At 68.1% G+C, this 24,895-nt stretch carries 22 protein-coding genes; 7 read left to right on the top strand and 15 right to left on the bottom strand.

All coding sequences use genetic code 11. The annotated features are described in order from the left end of the window. The first annotated feature begins 19 nt into the window (after positions 1–19). On the top strand, positions 20–805 hold the full coding sequence (locus tag E0H73_RS36480) for a L,D-transpeptidase (RefSeq protein WP_238164504.1): 786 nt from the start codon (positions 20–22) through the stop codon (positions 803–805). Here the strand turns inward: E0H73_RS36480 and E0H73_RS36475 are convergent. Next, positions 802–1,425, bottom strand: coding sequence for an HD domain-containing protein (locus E0H73_RS36475; RefSeq protein WP_131364268.1), 624 nt, complete (start codon positions 1,423–1,425; stop codon positions 802–804). The genes E0H73_RS36480 and E0H73_RS36475 overlap by 4 nt on opposite strands. A 71-nt stretch (positions 1,426–1,496) precedes the next feature. Here E0H73_RS36475 and E0H73_RS36470 point away from each other — a divergent pair, with 71 nt between their 5' ends. After that, a complete protein-coding gene (locus E0H73_RS36470; RefSeq protein WP_131364266.1) occupies positions 1,497–2,426 on the top strand; it encodes a GlxA family transcriptional regulator in 930 nt (309 codons plus the stop codon). Here E0H73_RS36470 and E0H73_RS36465 read toward each other — a convergent pair. From E0H73_RS36465 to E0H73_RS36425, 9 genes are read right to left on the bottom strand one after another with little or no spacing between them, the layout of a single operon-like run. After that, a complete protein-coding gene (locus E0H73_RS36465) occupies positions 2,423–3,286 on the bottom strand; it encodes a nuclear transport factor 2 family protein (protein WP_202867729.1) in 864 nt (287 codons plus the stop codon). The two genes, E0H73_RS36470 and E0H73_RS36465, sit on opposite strands and share 4 nt — an antisense overlap. Positions 3,287–3,302: 16 nt before the next feature. Then, positions 3,303–4,679: an amidase gene (locus tag E0H73_RS36460; RefSeq protein WP_131364262.1), complete on the bottom strand. Its 1,377-nt coding sequence runs from the start codon at positions 4,677–4,679 to the stop codon at positions 3,303–3,305. A gap of 9 nt (positions 4,680–4,688) precedes the next feature. Continuing rightward, on the bottom strand, positions 4,689–5,459 hold the full coding sequence (locus E0H73_RS36455) for an SDR family NAD(P)-dependent oxidoreductase (protein ID WP_131364260.1): 771 nt from the start codon (positions 5,457–5,459) through the stop codon (positions 4,689–4,691). A 15-nt stretch (positions 5,460–5,474) separates the two neighbouring features. Further along, positions 5,475–6,917, bottom strand: coding sequence for an aldehyde dehydrogenase family protein (locus tag E0H73_RS36450; RefSeq protein WP_131364258.1), 1,443 nt, complete (start codon positions 6,915–6,917; stop codon positions 5,475–5,477). Next, positions 6,914–7,798, bottom strand: a complete 885-nt coding sequence (locus E0H73_RS36445) for an ATP-binding cassette domain-containing protein (RefSeq protein ID WP_131364256.1) — start codon at positions 7,796–7,798, stop codon at positions 6,914–6,916. The genes E0H73_RS36450 and E0H73_RS36445 overlap by 4 nt, the downstream gene beginning before the upstream one ends. Continuing rightward, positions 7,791–8,777 (bottom strand): ABC transporter ATP-binding protein, encoded by a 987-nt coding sequence (locus E0H73_RS36440; RefSeq protein ID WP_131364254.1) that lies wholly within the window; start codon positions 8,775–8,777, stop codon positions 7,791–7,793. Before E0H73_RS36440 ends, E0H73_RS36445 begins: the two co-directional genes overlap by 8 nt. Continuing rightward, complete coding sequence (locus E0H73_RS36435) at positions 8,774–9,592, bottom strand: ABC transporter permease (protein WP_131364252.1); 819 nt, start codon at positions 9,590–9,592, stop codon at positions 8,774–8,776. Before E0H73_RS36435 ends, E0H73_RS36440 begins: the two co-directional genes overlap by 4 nt. Next, complete coding sequence (locus E0H73_RS36430) at positions 9,589–10,539, bottom strand: ABC transporter permease (protein WP_131364250.1); 951 nt, start codon at positions 10,537–10,539, stop codon at positions 9,589–9,591. The genes E0H73_RS36435 and E0H73_RS36430 overlap by 4 nt, the downstream gene beginning before the upstream one ends. Positions 10,540–10,544: 5 nt before the next feature. Beyond that, a complete protein-coding gene (locus E0H73_RS36425; RefSeq protein ID WP_238164503.1) occupies positions 10,545–12,068 on the bottom strand; it encodes an ABC transporter substrate-binding protein in 1,524 nt (507 codons plus the stop codon). Positions 12,069–12,256: 188 nt separating this feature from the next. On the opposite strand from E0H73_RS36425, the gene E0H73_RS36420 reads away from it, so the two are divergent. From E0H73_RS36420 to E0H73_RS36410, 3 genes are all read left to right on the top strand, one after another. Then, a complete protein-coding gene (locus tag E0H73_RS36420) occupies positions 12,257–13,015 on the top strand; it encodes a FadR/GntR family transcriptional regulator (RefSeq protein ID WP_131364248.1) in 759 nt (252 codons plus the stop codon). Between the two features lie 100 nt (positions 13,016–13,115). Beyond that, positions 13,116–14,765 carry an FAD-dependent oxidoreductase gene (locus tag E0H73_RS36415; protein WP_131364246.1) on the top strand — a complete coding sequence of 550 codons (1,650 nt, stop codon included), beginning with the start codon at positions 13,116–13,118 and terminating at the stop codon, positions 14,763–14,765. After that, on the top strand, positions 14,765–16,150 hold the full coding sequence (locus tag E0H73_RS36410; RefSeq protein WP_131364245.1) for a sensor histidine kinase: 1,386 nt from the start codon (positions 14,765–14,767) through the stop codon (positions 16,148–16,150). The genes E0H73_RS36415 and E0H73_RS36410 overlap by 1 nt, the downstream gene beginning before the upstream one ends. Positions 16,151–16,201: 51 nt before the next feature. On the opposite strand, the gene E0H73_RS36405 is transcribed toward E0H73_RS36410, so the two are convergent. The 3 genes from E0H73_RS36405 to E0H73_RS36395 all read right to left on the bottom strand — a co-directional run bounded on the left by E0H73_RS36405 (position 16,202) and on the right by E0H73_RS36395 (position 20,488). Next, complete coding sequence (locus tag E0H73_RS36405) at positions 16,202–17,170, bottom strand: type IV toxin-antitoxin system AbiEi family antitoxin domain-containing protein (protein ID WP_131364243.1); 969 nt, start codon at positions 17,168–17,170, stop codon at positions 16,202–16,204. Between the two features lie 121 nt (positions 17,171–17,291). Then, entirely contained in the window at positions 17,292–17,792 is a 501-nt protein-coding gene (locus E0H73_RS36400) for a hypothetical protein (protein ID WP_131364241.1), read from the bottom strand. 125 nt (positions 17,793–17,917) lie between these two features. Next, a complete protein-coding gene (locus E0H73_RS36395; protein ID WP_131364239.1) occupies positions 17,918–20,488 on the bottom strand; it encodes an MXAN_6230/SCO0854 family RING domain-containing protein in 2,571 nt (856 codons plus the stop codon). A 419-nt stretch (positions 20,489–20,907) separates the two neighbouring features. Between E0H73_RS36395 and E0H73_RS36390 the strand changes: the two genes are divergently transcribed. Continuing rightward, positions 20,908–22,152: an MFS transporter gene (locus E0H73_RS36390; RefSeq protein ID WP_131364237.1), complete on the top strand. Its 1,245-nt coding sequence runs from the start codon at positions 20,908–20,910 to the stop codon at positions 22,150–22,152. An 80-nt stretch (positions 22,153–22,232) separates the two neighbouring features. On the opposite strand, the gene E0H73_RS36385 is transcribed toward E0H73_RS36390, so the two are convergent. Further along, entirely contained in the window at positions 22,233–22,430 is a 198-nt protein-coding gene (locus tag E0H73_RS36385) for a DEAD/DEAH box helicase (RefSeq protein WP_131364235.1), read from the bottom strand. A gap of 119 nt (positions 22,431–22,549) precedes the next feature. Here E0H73_RS36385 and E0H73_RS36380 point away from each other — a divergent pair, with 119 nt between their 5' ends. Beyond that, on the top strand, positions 22,550–23,884 hold the full coding sequence (locus tag E0H73_RS36380; protein ID WP_131364233.1) for a GGDEF domain-containing protein: 1,335 nt from the start codon (positions 22,550–22,552) through the stop codon (positions 23,882–23,884). On the opposite strand, the gene E0H73_RS36375 is transcribed toward E0H73_RS36380, so the two are convergent. Beyond that, positions 23,866–24,849 carry a zinc-binding dehydrogenase gene (locus E0H73_RS36375; RefSeq protein ID WP_131364231.1) on the bottom strand — a complete coding sequence of 328 codons (984 nt, stop codon included), beginning with the start codon at positions 24,847–24,849 and terminating at the stop codon, positions 23,866–23,868. The genes E0H73_RS36380 and E0H73_RS36375 overlap by 19 nt on opposite strands. Between the last annotated feature and the right edge of the window lie 46 nt (positions 24,850–24,895).

The raw sequence follows: 24,895 nt of genomic DNA, 5'->3' as shown, positions 1-24,895 counted from the left end.
GCTGAGGGAGAGGGGAATCATGTCGCGTCGACGTGGTCTGGTGGCCGGTGCGGTCATTCTGTCGTTCGTGCTCGCCGGGTGTTCCGACGTGGCCGCGAGCGAAACCAGCCCATCCGACACGCCTTCCTCCGCCACCAGTACGTCGAGTACGCCGAGCGCGACGCCTTCGGCCACACCGACTCCGACGCCGACGGTCAAGCCCACGCCGAAGCCGAAGAAGGTGAAGCAGAAGCCGCAGTACTACGCGCTCCGGGTGGAGAAGCAACTCGACAAGCTCGGGTACCCGGTCGGCGACGTCGACGGTGACATCACCGTGCGGGCGAAGCAGGCGCTGTGCGCGTGGCGTGAGACCCACGGGCTGCCGGTCAACCGCGCCGGGCTCAACTTGACCGACGCGTACTCGGTGCTCAACGCAACCAAGGCGCCAGTGCCGACGCGTGCCCCCGGCATCTATGTGAACAAGACCTGCCAGGTGCTGTACCAGATCGTCGGGAAGACCTACAAGCGGATCGTGTGGGTGTCGACCGGCGGCCCCGGCTACGAGACCCCGAACCGCACCGGCAAGGTCTGGCGCAAGTGGGCCGGCGCGCACGAGAGCAGCCTGTACGAGGACGCGTACATGTACGACTCCCTCTACTTCCTGAAGGACCGTCCCGGCATCGCCCTGCACGGCTCCCGGGTGAACTCCCTGGTCAAGCCCTACCCCGCCAGCCACCGCTGCGTCCGGGTCCTCCGCCCCGAAATCCACCACATCTTCGAAGAAACCCCGATCGGCACCAAGGTCCAGGTCTACGGCGAGTACTAGGCTCCCCAGCGCGAGGAGCCGGCCGCGAGCTCCAAGCTCGTCGGGGTGCCGAGCACCCCTCGTTCCCGGGAGAGTTCGCCGGCGAGGGTGAAGCGTGCTGCTGCCTGAGCCGAACCCGCGGCCTGACGGACGATCTCATCGACCAGGACAGTGGCCAGGTTCAACCTCGGGTGGCGCCGGTGGATCGCTTCGCCTTGTGCGTCCGTCACGAAGTCGACCCCGATTCCGAAGTCTGCGCCAACGCCTCCGCGGGTGAGGTAGGCCAGCGCTCCTCGGCGTTCGGCGATGCCCGGGGAGGTGTGCAGCGCGATCGCCTCCCAGACCGCGTCCGTCTCAGGTGCACCATAGCCATGGTTGGTCAGGAAGTCGGCGGCCAGGTCGGCGCCTTCGATCTCGAAGCGCTGCTTGCCGGGAGCCGACGCCGAGGTGCCCAGGTCGTGCAGGACGCAGGCGTAGAAGAGCAACTCGGTGTCGACGTCGACACCTTCGTGCTCCGCGAGCAGGACGGCGAACAAGTAGCTGCGGATGCTGTGGTTGGCGACGGGCTCGCTCTCGAACGATCGGACGTACTCGACGGCCGCGCGGGCCACTGATCCGTTGGGTAGGGCAGGGATGCTCATGGTGCGACGGTAGGTACGGGTTGGCCCGGATCGTGAGTGGCACCCGTGACGTACGCCGCTAGGATCGTGCCATGGCCCCACACCATGTGGTCGTGCTGGTCCTCGGCAACGTCCTCGCGCTGGACCTCGGGATTCCCTTGCAGGTCTTCGGCAGTTGGCCGGACGGGCCGTACACACTGACAGTGTGCGCCGAACAGCCGGGACTCGTTCTGGTGCACGGCAGCCCGGCGATCTTCGTCGAGCACGGGCTGGACAGTCTGAAGTCCGCCGACACCGTCATCGTTCCCGGTCAGGCCGAGCCGGGGCCTCCCTCGGCCGAGGTCTGCGACGCGCTGGCGTCGGCGGCGGCTCGAGGTGCGCGGATGGTTTCCATCTGCAGCGGCGCGTTCGCCCTTGCCGCCGCCGGCCTACTCGACGGACGAAGGGCCACCACGCACTGGTGGCACGCTGCCGCTCTGGCCAAGCAGTACCCGCGGATCACGGTGGAGCCGAAGGTGCTGTACGTCGACGAGGGCGACGTACTGACCTCGGCCGGAGTCGCCGCGGGACTGGACCTTTGTCTGCATCTCATCCGCCGTGACTTCGGGGCGCGGATAGCGAACCAGCGAGCCCGCATGCTGGTCGCCGCACCGCATCGCACCGGCGGCCAGGCGCAGTACATCGACCTCCCCGTGCGGCCGGTGGATGGGCTGACGGAGCTGTACGAGTGGGCGCTGAGCAACCTGCATGAGGCAATCACTGTGGACCAACTGGCACAGCAAGCCGGCCTGTCCCGGCGTACCCTCATCCGTCGCTTCAACACCGAGACCGGACAGCCGCCGATGCGCTGGCTCCTCGATGCCAGGCTCAGCCACGCGCGCGAACTCCTGGAGTCCACCGACCTCACGGTGACCGCCGTGGCGAGACGTTGCGGCCTTGGCACACCGGCCAACTTCCGGACGCTCTTCAAGGCGCACGTCGGGGTTCCGCCCAGTACTTACCGCGACTCCTTCAGCGGCTAGGAGTGTCGTGGGAGGCGCTCGACGTGGGGTCGAGGGGTGCCGTCGTAGAGGTTCGGTGGGAGGCCGGTGAGGAGTTCGGGGAGGTGGAAGGACTGGAAGAGGGTCAGGTCGAAGAAGGCGACGGCGTGGACGATGCCGACTGCGGTGAGGGCGAGGACCTGGATCTGGAAGGCTCGGTGGACGTTGTCCTTCGGGTCGCGCATGTAGACGGCGAACGCGGGTTGGTGGTTGGCCTGGATCGGGACCATCAACTGGTCGCCGGGGCCCTTCGCCGGGCAGTGGGTGGAGATCAGGCGGCCGATGTTGCGCGGACCCCGGAACCACGAGGTGAACGGCGGCATCTCCCAGACCGCGTCGTCCGCGAAGAACGTGACGATCGCAGGTACGTCGTACTGCTCGAACGCCTCGCGGTAGCGGGCCAGCAGAGCGTCGTCGGTCACCGACGGCATCGGAGCGTGTAGCGGCGGGAGCTCGACCGGGCCGAACAGGTCGGTGACCTGGCTGAGCGGCCAGCCTTCGAGGTTGTGCAGCAGGGTGGCCGCTCGTTGGCGGGCGGGGAGGCGCTGGAGCGCGGCGATGTAGCCGAGGTCGATCGGGTGGTGATCGGCGAGGTCGCTCGGGATCGGTTCGAGCCAGAGGACCTCGGACCGCTGATGCAGCTCGCCTTCCGGATCGTCGCTGGCGGCGGCGAGGTCAGTGGGGAGCGGACGGCTAGCCGCTCGGGTCAGGCACTCGCGAGTGGCGAGTTCGTAAGACCCCCGCGCGGACTCGGCGACCTCGACGGCCTCGGTGATGGAGGCGAGCATCCGGTAGCAGTGCGAGACCAGGCCTCGCTGCCGTCCCTCACCTAGCGTCGACATCGATCCGTCCATCACCTCACCCCATGGGCCAGTTTCTCCGCTCGGTCCGCTGGCTGTCGAGGTATCCGGCCAGACCGAGCGCGGTCAGATCCTGATGATGCGGTACGGCGAGCTGCGCGCCGATCGGCAGGCCCGCGGCGGACCAGCCGACGTTCACCGTGGTCGCCGGGTGCGCTGACATGTTGTACGGAACCGTGAACGCGATGTGTTCGAACGGCTTCGACGGATCGTCGGTCGGGTACGCCAGCTCGGCCGGGAACGCCGTGATCGGAGCCACCGGCGACAAGATGACGTCGTACGACGTGAAGATCGCGGTGACCGCGGCCGCCATGGCGCCCATCTGGCTGTACCCGTGGAAGACGTCGAAACCGGACAGGTCGCCCGCCGTAGACACCCAGGAACGGATTTGCGGGAGGACCTTGGCGCGGCGGTCCTCGGGCAGCGCGGCGATGTCCACGGCTGACCGGACCCGCCAGAAGCGGTCCAGGCCGTCGAGCATCTCGCGGGTGATGATCGGGCCGATCGGTTCGACGGTCGCGCCGGCCTTCTCGAATACGGCGGCCGCCGCCGAGACTGCTGCGGTGACCTCGGGGTCGACGGGCAGTCCGAAACCGGCATCCAGCAAGAGAGCCACGCGGAGACCATCAGGGAGAGCGCTGTCGTCGTAGCTCTCTGGGGTCGAGGGGAAAGATGTGTGGTCGCGCGAGTCGTACCCGGACATGACCGACAACGCCAGCGCGGCGTCTCGCGCCGTACGCGTCAGCGGGCCGATCGCCCGGCCGGGGTATGGGTTGCCGACCGCGATCCGGCCGTGCGTGGGCTTGATGCCGACGATGCCGCACCACCCGGCGGGCAGGCGGATCGATCCGCCGATATCCGTGCCGACGTGGATCGGACCATAGCCAGCCGCCGCAGCCGCCGCGGCGCCGGCGCTCGAACCCCCGGCGGTCTTCGACAGATCCCACGGATTGCGAGTCAGGTGATGGAACGTGGAGACGCCGGACGAGAGCATCCCGTACTCCGGCATCGTCGTCTTGCTGAAGATGACGGCTCCCGCCTCCCGCAGACGCGCTGCCGCCGGTGCATCTTCCGTGGCCGGGATGAGCTCAGTCGCCGCCGTGCCTTGCGGGACCGGGGTGCCACGCGTGGCGATGTTCTCCTTGACGGTGACCGGTACGCCGTCCAGCGGACCGGCAGTGCCGTCACGCCAGCGCCCCTCGGACTCCTGTGCCGCGGCGCGGGCCCCGTCCGGGTCGAGCGCGTACGTCGCGCAGATCCGCGGCTCGAGCTCCTCGACCCGCGCGAGCACGTCCTCGATCACCTCGACCGGTGAGAGCGCACGATCGCGGTACTTCGAGACCAGCTCGGTCGCAGTCAGGTCAGCGAGAGTCATGCATGCTCCTCAGTTGGGCGGATCGAAGCGGCCATCGACTGCGGTCCAGCCGCCGTCCACGGCCAGGACGCTTCCAGTGACGAAGCTGGCGGCGTCGGAGGCGAGGTAGACGACCGCGCCGGCGAGTTCCTCCGGGCCGGCCCAGCGGCCGAGCGCTCCCTTCTGCGCGTAGGCGTCGTACCAGGCCTGGTTCGCCTTGATCTGGGCGGTGAGCGGTGTCTCGACGACGCCCGGCGCGATCGCGTTCACTCGTACGCCGCGGGGACCGAGCTCGGCCGCTGCCGTCCTCAGCAGCTGGACGAGCCCGGCCTTGGTTGCCGCGTACACCGATTGGCCCGGCTCGACCGTCGTACCGCGGATCGAGCTGAACCCGATGATGCTGCCGCTCCCCCGCTCCGCCATCTGCTTGCCGAAGGCACGCACCAGCTGGAACGACGCGCGCAGGTTCAGCGCCACGACGCGGTCGAAGTCCTCGCCGGTGTAGTCGAGGATCCGCTTGCGCACGTTGGTCGCCGCGGTGAACACGAGTACGTCGACGTCCCCGAGCTCGGCGACCGCCCGGGTGATCGCGTCGTCGTCGAGCACATCCAACTCGTACGCGGTGAGTCCGTTGCCTTGGGCGACGGTTTGCTCGGCGGCGGGGAGGTCACGGTCGGCGCAGGTGACGCGGGCACCGTGGGCGGCGAGGGCCAGTGCGCTCTCCCTGCCGATCCCACTGCCGCTGCCGATGACGAGGACGTGCTTGCCGTCCAGGCGGAAGAGGTTCGCGTAGTCGGTCACGGGCGGGTTCACCTCTCAGGGGCGCGGGCGGATGATGGCCATCCGGGTGGTGGTCAGTTCCTCGATCGCGAAGCGCGGTCCCTCGCGGCCGATGCCGGAGTCCTTCACTCCGCCGTACGGCATGACGTCGGAGCGGAAGCCGGGCACCTCGTTGATCACCACACCACCGACGTCGAGCCGGTCGATCGCGGTGAACGCGGTGTCGAGCGAGGACGTGAAGACGCTGGCATGCAGCCCGTAGCGCGACTCGTTCACGGTCCGGAACGCGGTGTCGAGATCAGGCACTGACCGTACGGCGATCACCGGCCCGAAGATCTCCTCATCCCACGCCAGCTGCCCGGCCGGTACGTCGGTCAACACCGTCGGACCGAGCACCTCGGTGGCGGTGTCGGTGCTCGGATAGGCGACGGCGGCACCTGCGGTCCGGGATTCGGTGATCCACGTCCTGACTCGAGCAGTGGACTTGGGGTCGATGAGTGCGGACACCCGGGTCTCGGGGTTTCGGGGGTCGCCTACGACTACTGAGGGGAGGCGAGCGTTGAGTTTGTCGAGGAGGGCGGCGTGGATGGAGTCGACGGCGATGACGCGTTGGACCGAGATGCAGGCCTGGCCCGAGGCGTAGTACCCGCCTCGGATGATGGCGTCGGCGGCCGCGTCCAGGTCGGCATCGGCGGCAACCACCAGCGCCGAATTGGACCCGAGTTCAAGGAGCACCTTGGTAGGCGCCGCGTCACGCGCGATCTGGTGACCGACCGCAGCCGACCCGGTGAAGGAGACAGCGCCAACCCGACGGTCCGTGGTGAGCGTCGCCCCGACATCCACTCCCCCGGTGACCAGCTGTACGGCGCTCTCCGGCGCTCCCGCCTCGAGCAGGGCTGAGCGCATCAGATGCACGAGCCACAACGTCGCGAGTGGAGTCTGCGGCGCCGGCTTGATGATGATCGGGCAACCGGCCGCGAATGCGGGAGCGATCTTATGGGCCGCCAGCAACAACGGATAGTTGAACCCGGTGATCCCGACGACCACCCCGATCGGCTTCCGTACCCAGAACCCGACCAGCCCATCCCCACTCGGCAGCAGATCCAGCGGCACAGTCTCCCCGTGCAGCCGCGCCACCTCCTCGGCCGCCGTCTCCAGGGTCAGCAGCGACCGATCGATCTCCACCCGGCAGTCGACCATCGGCTTCCCGGTCTCCAGGATGAGCAGGTCGACGAAGGCATCGCGTTCGGCCAGGACCGCCGAATGCACGCTCTGCAAGACTTTCCGGCGCAGGTACGACGGCAGCCGGCCGACCGTCTCGCGCACACCGACGGCGTGGTCGAGGGCTTGGCTGGCCAGTTCGACGTTCCCCACGGGCGCGTCGGCAACCGTGGAACCGTCGTACGGGAAGATCACCGGGGCGGTGGACGGGGCCTCGATCCAGGTCTCACCGATCGGCAGGCCGGCTGGCAGTTTCACGCTGGTTCTCCCTTCGTCGCGAGCAGGTCGGACGTGGTTGCACCGGAGAGCGCCCGCTGAAGGGTCGGGATGGCCGAGACGAGGCGCTGGGTGTAGGCGTGCTGAGGGGCGGCGTACACGTCGCCGGTGTAGCCGGTCTCGACGATCTGGCCGGCGTGCATCACGGCGACGCGGTCGCAGACGTGCTTGACCACGGACAGGTCGTGGGAGACGAACACCAGGGTGAGGTTGAGTTCGTCGACCAGGTCCGAGATCAGGTTGAGCACCTGGGCGCGGACGGAGACGTCGAGAGCGCTCACCGGCTCGTCCGCAATCAGGATCCGCGGCCGCGGCGCGAGGGCGCGCGCGATCGAGATGCGCTGACGCTGACCGCCGGAGAACTGATGCGGATAGCGGTCACCCGCACCTGCGGACAGACCGACCGCCTCCAGCAGTTCGCGAACACGTTCTCCGGAGGCGGGATGTCCTTGGACGACGAGTGGTTCGGCGATGATGTCGCGGACCCGCATCCGGGGGTCGAGCGAGCTCATCGGATCCTGGAAGACGAGTTGGAGGTTCTCGCGGAGGAACCGCAGCCGGCGTTCCGGGAGACGGGTGATGTCGGTGCCTTCGACAACGACACGACCCGAGGTGGGCTGGTCGAGGGCGGCGATGATGCGGAGCAGGGTCGACTTGCCGCAGCCGGATTCACCGACGATGCCGAATCGCTCACCCTGCTTGACGTCCAGGCTCACGCCGCGGACAGCATGCACGACCGGTGCCGGACGCAACAATGAGGTGCGAGGACGTGGATAGTCGCGGACCACGTCGACGACCTGGATGGCCGGGGCGGCCTCTTGATCGTGCGCCGCCGGCACGTGTTCGCGGTAGATCTCAGGCATGAGCGCCTCCCGCGGGCAGTCGAGGAGTCGCCACCGGTTCGGCTGGGTGATGGCAGGCGAAGCCGTCCGCGCTCGTCCCGGACCACTCGGGAGCGGTCGCGCAGATGTCGGTGGCGTGGGGGCAGCGGGTGCGGAAGACACACCCGCTGGGGAACCGGCCGGCAGCTGGGACGTTGCCGCGGATGGTGGGGAGACGCCGGTCGGCGGTGTCCAGGTCCGAGGCCGCGAGGAGGCCTTGGGTGTAGCGATGGCGCGGGTTGGTGAAGACCTCCCCGACCGGGCCGGACTCGACAACGCGGCCGCCGTACATGACCAGGACGCGTTCGCAGACGGTGGCGACGACGGCGAGGTCATGCGTGATGAAGAACAGCGCGGATGAGCGAGCGACGACGCCCTTGACGATGAGGTCCAGGACTAGCGCCTGCACGGTGACGTCCAGTGCAGTTGTCGGTTCGTCGCAGATCAGCAGCGCCGGATCGTTGGCCAGGGCAAGGGCCAGGACAATTCGTTGTCGTTGGCCACCAGACAGCTGATGAGGGTAGGCGCGCATCAGATCCGCGGGGAGCTGGACTCGCTCCAGGAGTTCGAGAGCGGCGGCCCGGGCGGCACCGCGACCGGGCCGCGTCCGGTGGATGAGCATCGCTTCGGCGATCTGGTCGCCGATTCGCATGGTCGGGTTGAGGGCGGTCATCGGCTCCTGGAAGACCATGGCGAGTTCGCGGCCACGGACGCGGGACATCCGTCGTTCGTCCGCGCCGATCAGGTCGTGGTCGACGCCGGTCAGCCGTACGGAGCCCGAGGCAACGACGTCTTCCGGCAGCAGACCGAGCACGCTCAAGGCGGTCAGCGACTTCCCAGAGCCCGACTCGCCGATCAGCCCGACCCGCTCCCCCGGCCCGACGGTGAGGTCCACATCCGAGACCAGCGTCTTGTCCCGTACCGTCACAGTCAGCCCCTGCACGGTGAGTACGTCGTTCATCGCCGGTCCTCCAGCTTCGGATCGAACCGGTCCCGCAGCCCGTCGCCCAGCAGGTTGAACCCGAGTACGGCGATCGCGATCGCCACTCCCGGGAAGATCGCCAACCGTGGCGCACTGAACAGGAACTCCTGACTCTCCTGCAGCATCCGCCCCCACGACGGAGTCGGCGGCGGCGTACCGAACCCGAGGAACGACAGCGCGGCCTCGGCCAGCACCGCGATCGCGAACGACACCGACGCCTGCACTGTGATCAGACTCGTCACGTTCGGCAGCACATGCCGTACTGCGATCGGCCAGGGCTGCCGTCCCGCCGCCCGCGCGGCCAACACGTACTCGGTCCGCATCACCTGCAACGCGCCGCTCCGGATCACCCGTGCGAACGACGGCACCGAAGCGATGCCGATGGCAATCATCGCGGTCAGCGTGCTCGCCCCGAAGACGGCTCCGAACATGATTGCCAGCAGCAACGCCGGGAACGCCAGCACCAGATCGTTCGCCCGCATGATGAATTCGCTCGGCCACCGCCGCACCATCGCGGCGAGAATCCCCAGCGGTACGCCGATCACCGCGGCCACCCCCACCGCGACCACGCCGACGAACAGCGTGGTCCGCGAGCCGACCATGATCTGGCTCAGCACGTCCCGCCCGAACTTGTCGGTTCCGAACCAGTGCTCCCACGACGGCTTCGCCAACCGGATCGACGGGTCCACGAACGTCGCGTCGTACGGCGTCCAGACGAACGACACCAGCGCCATCAGCACGATGACCCCGACGATCACGCCGCCGGCAATCAGACTCGGGTTCAGCCGCCTCATCGCGACCCCACTCGCAGCCGCGGATCCAGGGCGACGTACAGGAGATCGACCAGGAAGTTGACCAGCAGTACGGCGATGACGAGCACCATCACCACGTCCTGGACAAGCAGCAGATCGCGGTTCGACACTCCATCCAGCAGCAGACTGCCGAGCCCCGGGATCACGAACACCCGCTCCACGACGACCGCACCGATCAGCAGCGTCGCCAGTTGCAGCCCGAGCACCGTCACGACCGGCACGGCCGCATTGCGCAGACCGTGCCGCCACAACGCTTGGAACGGCCGCAAACCCTTGGCCCGCGCAGTCCGCAGATAGTCCTCCCGCAGTACGTCGAGCACCGCGCTGCGCACGTACCGCGTCAGCACGGCGCCCTGCACCAGCCCGAGCGCCAACGCCGGCAGGATCAACTGTTGCAGGAACATGGCCGGATCCTGGGCCGGCGGCGTCCAGCCGTTCGCCGGCAGCCAGCCGAGCTTCACCGCGAACAGCATGATCAGCAGGATTCCTGCCAGGAACGCCGGTACGGCGACGCCGATCTGTGAGACCGCGGACAGTGCCAGGCCGGAGATCTTCCGGTGCCGCGCCGCCATCAGAGTCCCGGCCGGGACGGCGATCAACAGCGCGATGATCATGCCGGCCAGGACCAGCAGCAGCGTCACCTGCAGCCGGTCGAACACCTGCGGACCGATCTCCGCCTTTGAGACGTACGACGTCCCGAGGTCACCGTGCAGCAGTCCGCCGAGCCAATCGACGTACTGCGTGGTGAGCGGCCGGTCGAGGCCGAACTGCTGGCGCAGTTCGGCGACACCCTGCTCGGACGCGTTGACGCCGAGGGCGACCCGGGCCGGGTCGCCCGGCAGCACGGCCATGAACGCGAAGACCAGCACCGAGCTCACCGCAAGGCTGACCAAGAGCACACCGGTGCGCTCGATCAGGCGGAGGATCACTCAGGTCACCTCGCCAGTTTCGACAGGTCGAAGTTCTCGGTGATCGCGTTCTGGGGCAGGCCTTTGATGTCCTTGTCCGCGACGATCAGGTTCGGCAGCAGGAACAGCCAGTCGCCGGCGGCCTGCTCGGACAGCCGCCGCGCCGCCTTCTTCATGTTGTCGACCTGCGCGGCCTCGTCACCGGAGTCCGCCGCGGCCAGATACTGCTGCAGCGTCGGATCGTCGTACCGGGTGTAGTACGTCGCGTTGAACACGGCACCAAGGTCCCGCGGCTCGACGTGCGCGATGATCGACATGTCGTAGTCGGCGTTCTTGAAGACCGTGTTGAGCCACGCCGCCGGGAACTCCTGCGGGTCGATCTTGACCTTCAGCCCGGCCTGCTCCAGCTGGCTCTTCACCACCTGGCCGCAGGACGTTGCGTACGGCAACGTCGGCAGCCGGAGCAGCAGCGTCTTGCCGGCCGCACCCGATGCCTGCAGCATCGACTTCGCCTTGGCCAGGTCGTACGGCGCGATGCTCGTGAGGTCCTCGTACCACGGGTCGGTCGGCGGGACCATGCTGCCGATCAGCTTGCCGCGACCGGCGAAACACGTGTCCAGCAACGCCTTGTGGTCGATCGCCATCCGGATCGCCTGCCGGGTCCGGACGTCCTTGAAGACCGGCCGCGAGTTGTTGAACGACAGCAGCACCTCGCCGTTCGTGGTGCCCTCGATCACCTGGTACTTGTCGTTGCTGGTGAACTGGCTGAGTGCCTCCGGCGCCTGGACCGTGCCGATCACGTTGATCGTGCCGGTGAGCAGCGCGTTGTTCAGCGCGGTCGGATCCTTGAAGTACTTCAGCGTGATCTGCTTGAAGAACGGCTTCGAGCCCCAGTAGGCGTCGTTGCGCTCCATCACGATCGAGTCGCCGCGGGTCCACTTGGAGAACTTGTAGGGCCCGGTGCCGATCGGCTGGGTGGCCAGCGCGCTCACGCCGCTCTCGGAGAACATCGCGCCGATCCGGGTCGTCATCCGGAACAACCAGTCGTTGCTCGGCTTGCTCAGCGTCACCTCGAGCTGGGTCGGCGACAGCGCCTTCACGCCGGACACGACGTCCATCGCGGCCTTCAGCGAGGTCGTCCAGGCCGTCTTGACCCGGTTGATGCTGAACACCGCGTCGGACGCGGTGAACGGCTTGTCATTGGTGAACTTCGCGTTGTCGACCAGATCGAACGTGTAGGTCTTGCGGTCCGGCGACACCGTCCACGACTTCGCCAGCGACGGCACGATCTTGCCGGAGTCGTCCTGCTTGACCAGGCTCTCGTACACGTTGCCGAGCAGTGCCTGCGGGATCGCGGCGCCGTCGGTGGTGGTGAAGTCGAGGCTGGCCGGCTCGGCGACCAGGCCGATCGACAGCGACTGATCGCCGCCGGGTGAGCTACCGGACGACGTACTGGATCCGGCCGAGCAGGCGGTCACGGCCAGGACCGCCGCAGCGGCGAACGCGACCGCACGGGTGGGCAGCGCCAACTTGTTGAAAGGGGACTTCACGCGAACTCCTCCAGTGCCTCGAGCTGTCGCCGCATTCTGACCATCCCGGTCCGCTCGCGCGACCGCGGCCACGCGGTACGGCCGATTCGCCGTCCAGCTGTGACTGGTCCGACCAGTGGACTAGGTATCAGTGGGCCACTAGGTTTGTCGGAACACAAGGGTCTGTCAAGACGATTGGGGTGCACCGGATGACCAAGGGTCCGCAGTTCCAGCCGGTGCAACCGGTGCGCGCGTACCAGCGGATCGTCGAACAGGTCGAGGACGCGCTCGCTCGCGGTGATCTCGCGCCGGGTCAGCGACTGCCGAGTGAGCGGGAACTGGTGGCGCAGTTCGCGGTCAGCCGCTCCACCGTGCGCGAGGCTCTGCGGGTTCTCGAGAGCAACGGCGTCGTACGGTCGCGGCCCGGCGATCCGAACGGGCCGGAGATCCTGCCGTTCTCCCAGTCAGCGCTGCGCAAGCAGATGGTCCGGCTCGCCCGCGTCGACGAGCTGACCCTGGCGGAATTGATCGGGTTCCGGATGATCATGGACGGCGCCGCGATCCAGGTCACGTCCCGCCTGCGGACGCCGGAGCAACTCGCCGACATCGAGGAGACGCTGGTGGCGATGCGGGCCGCGATCGATGTCGACTTCGCGGCGTTCAGCGAGGCGGATCTCGCCTTCCACGACGTGATCGCCCAGGTCAGCCGCAACTCGCTGATCCAGACCTGCAACGAGGTCGTCCGCGGCGTCGTACTGAGCCTGATCTCGGACAAGATCGCGCACGCCTCGAACAGCCGGGCCCTGATGCTCGAGTCGCTGCAGCATCACGCCGAGGTGGTGGAGGCGATCCGCGCGGGTGACGGTCACGCGGCGGCGCGGATCGCGCGGCAGAACATGTACGACTACTACGCCGGGTATGTGCCCGAACCCGAACGGGAAACGCTGCGCGCCCTGATCGAGGACTGAGGCAACTTTCCCTGCCGCGTCAGGGGGATCTCGTGGCATCCTTACGGAATCGGTCCTCTGGGGGGCACCACGGGATCGGTCCACTGCTGGGGGGCACTACGTGACCAAACCTGCGATTCTCACCGTCGACGACGACCCGATGGTTTCGGCAGCCATCTCTCGTGACCTGCGCCGGCGGTACGGCGACGACTACTTCGTGGTCAAGGCGACGTCGGGCGACCAGGCGCTCGCCGCCCTGACCAAGCTCGCCTTGCGCAACCAGCCGATCGCGATGATCGCCACCGATCAGCGGATGCCGGGGATGACCGGCATCGAGTTGCTCGAGCGGGCCCGCGAGCAGGCGCCGACCGCGAAGTACCTGCTGCTCACGGCGTACGCCGACACCGACGTCGCGATCAAGGCGATCAACGACATCGGTCTGGACTACTACCTGCTGAAGCCGTGGGATCCGCCCGAGGACCAACTGTTCCCGGTGATCGACGACCTGCTCGGCGATTGGCGCCACGCCAACCGCGAGCACACCTCCGACGTACGCGTCGTCGGGCACCGCTGGTCGGATCGCGCGCACGACATCAAGACCTTCCTGGCCCGCAACCACGTCCCGTACAGCTGGTACGACGTCGATCGCGATGCCGAGGCTCAACGGCTGCAGGACCTCGCCAACGCGACGGACGCCGACCTGCCGATCGTGCTCATCCCCGACGGAGACACGCTCCGCGCACCGTCCGCGATGGACCTCGCGTCCGCCCTCGGCCTGCGGACCCGAGCCGAGCAGCCGCTGTACGACGTCTGCATCGTCGGAGGCGGTCCCGCCGGACTAGCTGCGGCTGTGTACGCGGCGTCCGAGGGGCTGAGCACCGTGATCGTCGAGCGGGAGGCGCCGGGCGGTCAGGCCGGGTTGAGCGCGGCGATCGAGAACTACCTGGGATTCCCGCGTGGGCTGACCGGATCCGACCTGGCGCAGCGGGCCGTCGCCCAGGCGTCCCGCTTCGGCGCCGAGATGGTGCTGGCTCGATCGGTTGTCGGTGTCGAGTCGCGCGGCCCGGTTCACGCCGTACTGCTCGAGGGATCGGGCGAGATCGAGGCGCGGGCGCTGATCGTCGCGACCGGCGTTTCGTACCGGAGCCTGGACGTCGACGGCCTCGCCGACTTCACCGGGCGCGGGGTGTTCTACGGAGCGACGGCGAGCGAGGCCACGCAGTGCCAGGACGAGGAGGTGTACATCGTCGGCGCGGCGAACTCAGCGGGTCAGGCGGCCCTGAACCTCGCGCGCTACGCCAAGCGGGTCGTGCTGCTGGTGCGTGGGGAGGCGTTGGAGAGCTCGATGTCGCGGTACCTGATCGACAAGATCGCGAAGGTCAGGAACATCGAGATCCGCTGCCGCACGGAGGTGGTGGGCTGCCGCGGCGACGGCCATCTCGAAGGGCTGACACTGGCGGACCGGGCCTCCGGCCGGGTCGAGGAGGTGCAGTCGGGCTGGCTGTTCGTGTTCGCCGGCGCCTCGCCGCGGACCGAGTGGCTCGGACAATCGGTGCTCCGCGACGACAAGGGTTTCGTGGTGACCGGTCCGGAGCTGATCGGGCAGGATCGCTGGCAACTCCCCCGACCGCCGTACGCGCTGGAGACCAGCGTGCCGGGTGTGTTCGCGGCCGGCGACGTACGGCTCGACTCGATGAAACGGGTCGCGTCAGCCGTCGGCGAAGGCGCGATGTCGGTCTACCTCGTCCACCGCTACCTGGCGACAGTCTGATGAACGTCGACGATCTGCGCGACCTCGCCATCTTTGCGGGACTGACCGACGCTCAACTCGGTGAGCTGATCGACGGCAGCACGACAGTGCCGATCGAACCGGGCGCCGACCTGTTCCACGAAGGCGAGCCGGCGGACTTCTGGTGGGTGCTCGTCGACGGCGCGATCGCGTTGCACCGCAAGATCGGTCGCGAGGACACCGTGATGGGCAAGATGGACGTCCCCGGCCGGTGGGCCGGCGGATTCCGCGCCTGGGACGACCACGGCGTCTATCTGGCCAGCGGCCGCGGTATCGCCGAGGGGCGGGTACTGCGGGTGCCGACCGACCTCCTGCGGGAGCGGATCGATGTCTGGTTCCCGCTCGGCGGGCACCTGATCAAGGGTGTCTACGGGACGGCGCGGGCGATCGAGTCGACGGCTCGGCAGCGGGATGCGCTGATCACGCTCGGCACGCTGGCCGCGGGGCTCGCGCACGAGATCAACAATCCGGCCGCGGCGGCTTCGCGTTCGGTCAGCGCTCTCGACACGGCCTGCTCCTCCTTGCTGTCATCACTGCGCGGTCTCGCGGGGAAAGTGAGTGAGGATCAGTTCGGCCGACTGGATTCGTTGCGCCTGGAGCTCGGCTCCCGGGCGGCGATTCTCGATCCGGTCGACCTGGCCGACAACGAGAACACCATCTCGGACTGGCTGGCCGACCACGAGGTCGAACGGGACTGGTTGATCGCACCGCCGCTGGCCGCGGCGGGTGCCGATGTCGAGTGGTGCGAGCGCGCGGCCGACGTACTGGGTGATGCTCTGGAGCCTGGGTTGGAGTGGGTCGGGAGCACGCTCGCTGCGACGACTCTGCTCGGCGAGGTGAAGGAGTCGACCCGACGCATCACCGAACTCGTCGCCGCGGTCCGGTCGTACTCGCAGATGGATCGCGGGTCGATCCAGACCATCGACGTCACCGAGGGCATCGAGAGCACCCTGGTCATGCTCGGCCACAAGCTCCGCGACGGCACCGAGGTGATCCGTGCGTACGGCGCTGACGTCCCGCGGATCGATGCGTTCGCGGGTGAGCTGAACCAGGTGTGGACCAACCTGATCGACAATGCGGTCGACGCGATGGACGGCACCGGGACGCTCCGGATCACGACCCGGACAGACGGCGACCGGATCGTGGTCGAGTTCACCGACACCGGCCCCGGCATGCCACCCGAGGTCGCGGCACGCGCGTTCGAGCCCTTCTACACCACCAAGGACGTCGGCAAGGGCACCGGTCTAGGCCTCGACATAGCCCAACGCATCATCACCGAACACCACGGCGGCACCATCACCATCACCTCCCACCCAGGCCAGACGACGGTTGCCGTCCGCCTCCCCCACCAGCCCGCCACCCGCTGACGCCGCCTGGGCCGGTGTCGCTGGCGGGTTGTTTGACGGATGGCGGGACAACTACTGACTAGCGGTGACATAACCCGCTATCGATCCCGGCCGCGCTCGCCCAATGGCCCGACGGATGCGGGCCAGGAGGTCGAGCGGGCGGGCCGGCCAGCAGACCCGGACGACCTGGTAGCCGAGATCCCGGAGGCGGTCCTCCCGGACCTTCTCCGCGATCAGCGTCTCCGGGGTGCCGTCGCCGTACTTGATGGCGCCGTCGAACTCGATGACGACGCCGTCTTCCGCGAGCAGGAAGTCGACCCGCGCCACCAGAGCACCGTGCTCGTCGCGAATCTCGGCCTGCAACATCGGCTCCGGCAAGCCCAGGTCAGCCAGCATGACCCGCAGCCGAGACTCACCGACCGACTCCGACCGGCTGTCTGCGAACAGCACCGCGCGAGTCGCCGTGTTGTTGCCAGGCCGGCCGTCGAACAGGCTCAAGGCGGTCGTCAACTGTTCGGCCGTGGCGACTCGGCGTCGCAACGCTTGGTCCACCACCGACACCGCAACCGGGTAACTGGTTGCGCGGACGGCCTCCACGATCGCTCGTGCGCCGTGAGTCAGGCGTACGCCGTCCTGCTCGACCGACTCGCCGACCGGCGGACGCGCAGCATGCTGACACACCGTCGAGCCGGATCGGCCCAGCCCGGACACCCTGGTGACGTGCACACGGCGTAGATCGAGCTCCGAGACCTGGACGCCGTACAACACGAGAGCCGACTGATGGCTCACAACGGCGCGACCCGCCAAGCGTTGATAGACGGCATTCGCGGCGCGTCGGTGCGCCCAAGCCGCCCGGTCCCACGCGGCCATGGACGCGACCTCGGAACCGGGCTGCGCGTACGCACCCCTGGTGAGCCTGATCCATCGACCGGCCGTCACCCGCCGGCGGATGTCCACGTCCGTGTACCCGGCGGCGCACGCGTCTGCTCGCGTGAACCAATCCCCCCGGCCAGCGGCGATGAGCATGAGTTTGGTGTTCATGCTCCAGAACATGCCGGGTTCCCGAGCGCCCGGGATGGTGAATCTTGCGGATGTGGATAACGGCTTGTCTCACCGCTGGCCGGTTACATCACGGCAGCGGTGAAACAACCCGTCATTCGGCTCAGGTGTCGTGTTCGAGGATTCGAACTCGGGGGACCTTGAGGGTTTTGCGGGCTCTGGTGGTCCAGTCGGAGCAGAGGAAGCGGGCGGCGGTCTCGGGCCAGGCGACCACGACGACCTCGTGGCTGTTTGTGGTCTTCACCAGTGTCTTGAGCGCCAGCAGCACCTCGCCGTGGGTGATCGAGACGTTCACCGGGTATCCGCTCGCGCCGCGCAGATGACGCGAACTGTGTTCGATCACCGAGCCGAGGTCGAACAACGGGTCCGCGAGCGTCGTCGTCGTACTGGCCGCCCGGGCTACCGCCGGACCAGGCAGGCCGGCCACGTCGTCGAAGGTCGCCCCGAGCAACGCCAGCGGCCCACCGAAACCGCTCTCCGGCTGACTCGAGACGAGCAGGTGGTAGTCGACGGACTCTTCATACCTTGCGTGCAGGGCGGCAACGCGGCGCGCGTCGCCCTCGCTCATCTCCCGCTCGATGAGCACCACCACGTCGTACGTCATGCGTGGCTCCCTTCGCAGTCACTTCCGTTGTACTCCCGTACCCCGGGCATCCCAAAGAACCGGACGCGGCAACGTCACGGAATTGTCAGAACCGTCACAGGGATCTCTCAGGAAGCGCGACCCGGTCAGGTGGGGAGCGGCGCGTGCGCCCGCGTGTCGGGGGCCAGCGCGCTCAGGAGCTGCGGAGCGTCGATCAAGGTGTGAGCCGCGGAATCGAGCAGGTGTGGGTGCAACGCGTAGACCTGCGCGCCGTGGCGAGGAGTGATATTGCCGGTCAGCACCGCGGCGAAGTCGGATCGGTTCGCGGCATCCTCGTCCCACGGGCGGTCCGGCTCCAGGCGGGCCGTCAGGCGGCGAGCGAAGGCAGCCGGATCCTCGGCGGGATCACGCACGTACCCGACGACCGAGCCGTCGGCGCACCGTACGACGACCTCGTCGGAGCGGGCCGCCGCATGCCAGCAGCAGACCTCCCACAGGCTCACCCGATCGCCCGAGCCGTGCACGTCCTCCAGCGTCGCCGCCATCAGTGCGATGTGACCGCCGTACCGCGCGATGTTGTGCCCGTAGCCGGCCGCGCCGAGGTTGACGTCGTACCAGCGCAGTTCCTTCGTGTGCAGGTCGACGCCGAACGGGAGCAGGATCTTCGCCGGCCCGGCCAGATCGAAGCGTTCGTCGACGGCAGCCGGGTCGAACAGGCCGGTCGGTTGTCGCATCACCCCGACGAACCCGCGCTCGAGTTCGTCGAACGGTACGTCGTTGTAGCTGAACACCACCGGCAGCACATACCGCCCGCCGACCCGCCGCACCGCGCCCAGGTCGAGATCCACGAACTCGGTCGAACCACCGGGCGCGGGCGCGGACGTGAGGTCGCCGGAGTGCACCAGCGCGTCCTGATCGAACCGCAACCGCGTGTAGTCGCACAGTCCGACGAACGCCCACTCCTCGTCGAACACCGCAACCGACAGATCGAGATCCACCCGCCGGCCGGACGGCTCGACCCAGTGCAGGAACAGCCGCAGCAACTCGTCCGGCGGGATCGGCACCGCACTCCCCCGCGTCATCCGCCGCAACGTCGACGAAGCGTTCCGCTCCGAACCTGGGGCCGCCAGCCGCGCCAGCTCCTCGTCCAGGAACACCCGCCGCAGCCGCGGCAGAGCCGTTGCCCGGCGCAACATTTCACCCACGAGTACGTCGGTCAGCGCGGAAGCAGTATCGGCGGGCAGCGGCTCGCGCTCGTCCACCGACGTCCAGATCCGCGCCGTCCCGCCGCGCGGAAAGAACAACCGCAGATCGCCCGGCGGCGTACGGACCTGACCGATCGCGGCAGTGATCACCACGGGCGACACGTCCGAGACGGCCGTCGCCAGAGCGTCCACCAACGCGCCGTGCTGATCCGGCGGCAACGCGCGCGCCAACTGGACCAGGCGACGCACCAACTCACCCGGCCGCTGACGCAGCAGGTCGAGCGCATGGCCTGGCCGCCCGTCCGCCAACGCACCCTCGACGCGAGAGGCGAACGTGCTCGTCGCGAGCCGCTTGCCCTCGAGCCGCACGAACGGATGCTGCGAAGCCTCGCCCAGCACCGCCCGCCCCGCCGCCGTACCAAGATCCAGATCGGTACGACGCAGGATCGCGAACGCCAGCGCCGCCACCGGGTGACGGGTCGCGAACTCGAACGGATGCAAGTTCTCCGCCATCCGCTTCCACGCGCGTTCGTGCCGCAGCATGTCCTCGACCAGGTGCTCGGCCGGCAGTCGGTCGAGCCGCGCAAGCACCAGCCGTCGAGTTGCCCGAGGCAACGACTTCCGCCGGGCCGGCGGCGTCCTCAACCCCGGATCGGCATCCATCAGCGCATGCAACACCCGCAGTACGTCGGTTGCCGTGCCGGCCCGATCGATCAGGTCGGGATGGTCGGCCAGGAAATGCGCGATGACGAGCGCCCGGGTCTCGCGGACCGGGATGTCGTCCGGCAGCCAGGACGGATCCGCACCGGATAACAGCACCTGCAGATCCGCGCGATCCACGGCGGACAGCGGGGAGCGTCGTACCAGCAGGTCGTGGACTGTCGTCCTGGTGGTGGCGGACTGCGCGAGCGAGAGGAGGCGAAGGCGATCGGAGCGGACGTGAGCCGGCTGCACCTCGTGGAAGGACGGCTTGAGGAACGGGTCGAGCGGATCGATCCGCCGCAGGCACAGCGGACAGGCGCTCAGCTCGGAGCCGTCCCAGCAAGTCCGGCAGACCAGGTGGGCGCAGGGCGAGACGGCGTGCACCGACTTCGTGTCTCCGCACAAGACACACGGCTGCTCGGGCTCCTGCAGCAGTCGCGCGAACACGCGGTTCACGTAGAAGGTCTCGGTGTTGCCCGGCACGCTCTCGGGGAATCCGCGGAACAGCGGCACATGCTCAGCGTTGTGACCGGACTCCGCGTCGAGCAGGTCCAGCAACCTGCCGCCGAACCCTGCGAGCGCGGGAGCGGACAGGGAGGCGCAGTACCGGTACAGACCGACGGACAGGAGGAAGCCGCGCTGAATCAGGTCGGCCTGCAACGCGGACAGCCCGGCCTGGATGGTCAGCGGCCGGCGTAGCCACTGCCATGCGGAGCGACGGACCGGAGGGGTCAGTGCCGTGGTGTCGACAAGCCGACGGCGGCGGAGTAGGACAGCTGCCTGGGTCTGCTCCGAGGCGTGCTCCGGCATCGCGGCCTCCCCGCTGGCTGGGCGTCTGGTCATGTCTCGGCGTCATGGATGACAAGGCCAGGGGCGGAGAGCGGACGCGCTACATGGCCTGGTGAAGGAGAAGGAAGCACGTCCTGGAGCCGCCCCTGGCAAGAAGAACGCTACCGGTCGCCACCGACAGTTTCCGCCGGGCGACTCGGGACCCCAGAGGGTCCGCACAAGAAGAGCTCCGGTACCAGGGTCGGGGCCGCCCCGCCCAGACCCCGGTACCGGAGGTCTCCAGAGTAGAACGTTCATCCAAACGCTGCGCCACCGGGATCACGATCTGGCACTGATGCGCCGTGATCAAACCATTGACCCAGGCCGCACCCGGTGCAGGGAAACCCTTTCAGTTACAGGCGGCAGGTGTCACGCAACGGATTGTGGTTAGGGTCGTAGGTATGGAGGGCGGGGTGATCGAACGCGCGCGCTGGCGCGATGTGTTCGGACATGCGGAGTTCAGGGCCCTGTTCCTGGCCGGCGTACTGTCCGTCGCAGGCGACCAGCTGGCCCGCGTTGCCCTGTCTGTGCTGGTTTTCGACCGCACCGAGTCCGCCGGGCTGACCGCACTCACCTATGCCCTGACCTACATCCCCGACCTGCTGTTCGGTCCGTTGCTGGCCGGATTCGCCGATCGGTATCCCCGCCGTACTGTGATGATCGTCACCGACCTGGCTCGCGCAGTCCTGGTTGCGGCGATGGCGGTGAAGGCGTTGCCGTTACTGGTGGTGATCCTGCTCCTGCTCGGACTGCAAGCATTCGGGTCACCGTTCAACGCCGCACGAGCTGCCACGCTCCCCGCCGTACTGCCGGGCGATCATTACGTGCTGGGCAAGGCCGCCAACGACATGGTCGTCCAGTTCAGCCAGGTCCTCGGCTTCGGCACCGGCGGTGTGATCGTCGTAGCTGTCGGAACGTCCGGTGGGCTGCTCCTGGACTCCGCCACCTTCTTACTGTCCGCAGTACTCATCACTGTCGGCGTACGACGTCGTCCGGCGCCGCCGCGTGCTGCAGACGAGTCACACGGCAGCTACTTCAAGGACATGACTGCGGGCTTCTCACTCGTCATACGTACGCCGAAGCTCCGCGCACTGGTCATCCTGGCCACGATCGCCGGCTTCTACGTGACAGTGGAGGGCCTGGCAGTCCCGTATGCGAACGAGATCGGCGGTGGGCCGAAGGCAGCCGGTCTGCTGCTGGCTGCCAGCCCGGCCGGCGCTGTCGCAGGCATGTGGCTCATCACTTTGTGGGAGCCGGACAAACGCATGCGGCTTCTCGGGCCGCTGGCCGTGCTGGCCTGTGTGCCGCTGATCGCGTGCTTCATGGCGCCAGGTCTGCTGCCCACTGTCGTGTTGTGGGCGGTGTCGGGCATGGCGTCGGCCTATCATCTGCCGACCAGTGCGGCGTTCGTCCAAGCGGTGCCGGACGCCCAGCGTGGTCAGGCCTTCGGCGTCGCGAGCACCGCTCTGAAGAGCAGCCAGGGGATCGGAATCCTGCTCGCGGGACTGGTCGCGGATCAGTCCTCACCGTCGGTCGCGCTGGGCGTCATGGGCACCGCGGGAGCCGTCGCAGCCGCGGTGGCGGGCGCCGCCTGGGCACGCGCCCGCCGTTCCCGGTCCGGCGTCATGGAAATGGGTGCCGGATGAGCCGCCGGAGAATCAGGGGAAATACCTCCGGACCGGCTCCGTAAAATATCGGTTAAGAAATTTCGGTCAGGTCGCGGGAATCACCACTCGTTGCCGGTGGTGAACCATTCGTTGCCGGATCCGCCCGGCCGGTGCAGCCACTCGTTGCCACCCTGCGTGAACCATTCGTTCCCGCCGTGCAGCCACTCGTTCCCCCCGCGGAACCACTCGTTGCCGCCCCCGGTGAACCACTCGTTGCCGCCGTGCAGCCACTCGTTCCCGGTGCTGATCTTCGACATGGTGCTGTCCTTCCTTCGCCATCCGTCAGATGGAATAACTGCGGGTCGGGGATGACCTCGCGTGAACAGGCAGTTACTATTCAGGAATAACCGTTCAGGTCTATCCGTGTGAGGCCACCATGATTCTGATCGGTCGGAGCAAGTGGGTGCCACCCCGCCGATGGAAGCTCTGGTCGTTGCCGCGCCCGGCACTGAGCTACGTGCTCGGCGTCGAGGCCGTTGCAGTCGTCATCACCGCCTTGGCTGTGGCCTCGACGGTCTCCGGCGCCCGGACCGGCGTCAGGCCGACCGAGTGGGTCGCCTTCGCGGTACTGGCGGTCGCCTCGGTGCTTCACCTGGAGTCTGCCCGCGGAATCGAGCGCCGACGCGAGATGGCGGCGAACACTTCGCCGTACACCAACCTGAAGAGCCTGTGGGTGTTCGCCGGCCTGTTGCTGCTCCCGCTGAGCCTGGTCGTCGCCCTCGTCGTGGTGTCGTACGGGTACTCGTGGCTCCGCGTCTACGGACGGACGATCGCGCACCGCAAGGTGTTCTCGGCCAGCACGTTCATCCTCGCCAGTGGAGCCGCAGCCGCAGTGCTCCGCGCCGGCGGTCTGCTGAACGAGCCGCGAGTGCCGACCGGTCCGTGGACCCTGCTGGTCGTGGTGGCCGCTGCGACCACGTGGTGGCTGGTGAACTTCGCGCTGGTGATCGGTGCGATCCTGCTCTCCTCCCCCGACGCCACCGCCCGTAGCGCGCTGGGTGACCTATCGGATCAGCTCGTAGTGGTGGCCGGTCTAGGCCTCGGTGTGGCAGTTGCCGGACTGCAGGCGTCGTACCCATGGGTGGTGCCGATCTTGATGGTGACGGTGCTCGCACTGCACCGCGATCTGCTGCTGCCGCAGTTCCAGCGCGCTGCTGGGACGGACGTGAAGACTGGTCTGGCGACTCCGGCGTACTGGGCCAACGCGGTGCCGACGGAGCTGGCGCGGGCCGAGACCATGCGCAGTACGGTCGGTCTGCTGATGCTGGACCTGGACCGGTTCAAGGAGATCAACGACACCTACGGCCACCCCGCCGGAGATCAGGCGCTGCGTGCGGTCGGCGAGAGCGTACGTGCGGAGGTCCGGCAGGGTGATCTGGTCGCGCGGGTCGGCGGAGACGAGCTGGCTGTGCTGCTGCCGGGAGCCACGGAGACTGAGGTGCTCGAGGTGGCCGAGCGGATCCGGGACCGGCTCAGCACGCTGAGCGTGTCAGTGGACACCAGCACGGACACCACCGCAGTGATCAGCGGAGTTCCGGCGTCGTTCGGCGCAGCGGTGTACCCGGAGGTGGCCGCCACGATGGACCAGCTGGTGCTGGCCGCCGACAACGCGCTACTCACCGCGAAGCGGGATGGGCGCAACCGGATCGTCGCGGCCCGCCCGAACCCGCCTGCGGTGACCGACCACACCGATCAGCCGGTCGGCGACTGAGCCACTCGGATCAGGGCCTTGCCCAGGAGCGTGCGCTGCTCCAGGGCAGTGTGGGCGTCAGCCACATGGTCGAGGTCGTAGACCTGGTCGATCACGGGCACGAGGTCTCCGGCTACGGCTCGAGCGAGCACATCTGCACCGGTGACCGTCGTCGTGGTCGAGTCGGCACGTAGATCGACGATCCCCTTCACCGTGATGCCCCGGCGCTCCGCCTCGGCGGCGTCGTACGTCGCGAAGCCGCCGCTCGGGGCGCCGTGTGCGGAGAACCAGCCGCCGTCCTTGACGACCGTGAAGGCGGTCGAGCCGAGCTCACCGCCGGCGCCTTCGAACACGATGTCCGCGCCGTTCGTTGCATCGAGGACCAACTTGTCCCAGCCGGGCTTGGAGTAGTCGACCACCACGTCGGCACCCTGCGCCTTGCTGAGGTCGAGCTTCGCCTGACCGCGGGCCGCTGCGACGACATGTGCGCCGGCCTTGTGCGCTAGTTGGGTCAGCAGCAGGCCCATCCCACCCGCGGATGCGGTGACCAGCACCTCCTTGCCCTGCATCGGCGGTGCGAGCTCCTCCAGCATCAGAGCGGTGAAGCCGTCGCCGAAGACTCCGACCGCGGTCTCCAGGTTGAGTCCGGCAGGCGTCTTGACCAGACCGTCTGTGGCTGCGAGCGCAAGCTCGGCGTGGGCGCCGAAGCCGACCGCACGGCCGACCACCGTCTTGCCGATCCAGTCTTCGCTGAGTTCCGGACCGACCGCCCGCACTCGACCGCCCAGCGAACCGCCTGGGACATACGGCGGGGTGACGTCGAAGAACTGACTGTGCTGGCCACGCCGGATCGCGGTCTCGACGAAGATCACGTCGGCCACCTCGACCTCGACCAGCACCTGACCGGCCGCCGGCACCGGATCCGGCCAGTCCTGGGTCCTGATCACCTCAGGCCCGCCGAACTCGGTCACCACTGCTGCACGCATGCTCACTCCTTCGCTCTGGATGACTCCGAGCCTGCAACCTCAACGT

The sequence above is a fragment of the Kribbella pittospori genome (assembly GCF_004331465.1).
GTDB lineage: Bacteria > Actinomycetota > Actinomycetes > Propionibacteriales > Kribbellaceae > Kribbella > Kribbella pittospori.
This window is presented reverse-complemented; position numbering and strand designations above follow the sequence as displayed.

What these genes read in the sequence shown, in the direction of transcription:
- E0H73_RS36385 (WP_131364235.1), bottom strand. Translation starts at nt 22,430, where the DNA reads ATGTCGAAGATCAGCACCGGGAACGAGTGGCTGCACGGCGGCAACGAG.
- E0H73_RS36420 (WP_131364248.1), top strand. Translation starts at nt 12,257, where the DNA reads ATGACCAAGGGTCCGCAGTTCCAGCCGGTGCAACCGGTGCGCGCGTAC.
- E0H73_RS36380 (WP_131364233.1), top strand. Translation starts at nt 22,550, where the DNA reads ATGATTCTGATCGGTCGGAGCAAGTGGGTGCCACCCCGCCGATGGAAG.
- E0H73_RS36395 (WP_131364239.1), bottom strand. Translation starts at nt 20,488, where the DNA reads ATGCCGGAGCACGCCTCGGAGCAGACCCAGGCAGCTGTCCTACTCCGC.
- E0H73_RS36410 (WP_131364245.1), top strand. Translation starts at nt 14,765, where the DNA reads ATGAACGTCGACGATCTGCGCGACCTCGCCATCTTTGCGGGACTGACC.
- E0H73_RS36405 (WP_131364243.1), bottom strand. Translation starts at nt 17,170, where the DNA reads ATGAACACCAAACTCATGCTCATCGCCGCTGGCCGGGGGGATTGGTTC.
- E0H73_RS36465 (WP_202867729.1), bottom strand. Translation starts at nt 3,286, where the DNA reads ATGTCGACGCTAGGTGAGGGACGGCAGCGAGGCCTGGTCTCGCACTGC.
- E0H73_RS36440 (WP_131364254.1), bottom strand. Translation starts at nt 8,777, where the DNA reads ATGAACGACGTACTCACCGTGCAGGGGCTGACTGTGACGGTACGGGAC.
- E0H73_RS36375 (WP_131364231.1), bottom strand. Translation starts at nt 24,849, where the DNA reads ATGCGTGCAGCAGTGGTGACCGAGTTCGGCGGGCCTGAGGTGATCAGG.
- E0H73_RS36390 (WP_131364237.1), top strand. Translation starts at nt 20,908, where the DNA reads ATGGAGGGCGGGGTGATCGAACGCGCGCGCTGGCGCGATGTGTTCGGA.
- E0H73_RS36435 (WP_131364252.1), bottom strand. Translation starts at nt 9,592, where the DNA reads ATGAGGCGGCTGAACCCGAGTCTGATTGCCGGCGGCGTGATCGTCGGG.
- E0H73_RS36475 (WP_131364268.1), bottom strand. Translation starts at nt 1,425, where the DNA reads ATGAGCATCCCTGCCCTACCCAACGGATCAGTGGCCCGCGCGGCCGTC.
- E0H73_RS36445 (WP_131364256.1), bottom strand. Translation starts at nt 7,798, where the DNA reads ATGCCTGAGATCTACCGCGAACACGTGCCGGCGGCGCACGATCAAGAG.
- E0H73_RS36480 (WP_238164504.1), top strand. Translation starts at nt 20, where the DNA reads ATGTCGCGTCGACGTGGTCTGGTGGCCGGTGCGGTCATTCTGTCGTTC.
- E0H73_RS36400 (WP_131364241.1), bottom strand. Translation starts at nt 17,792, where the DNA reads ATGACGTACGACGTGGTGGTGCTCATCGAGCGGGAGATGAGCGAGGGC.
- E0H73_RS36460 (WP_131364262.1), bottom strand. Translation starts at nt 4,679, where the DNA reads ATGACTCTCGCTGACCTGACTGCGACCGAGCTGGTCTCGAAGTACCGC.
- E0H73_RS36470 (WP_131364266.1), top strand. Translation starts at nt 1,497, where the DNA reads ATGGCCCCACACCATGTGGTCGTGCTGGTCCTCGGCAACGTCCTCGCG.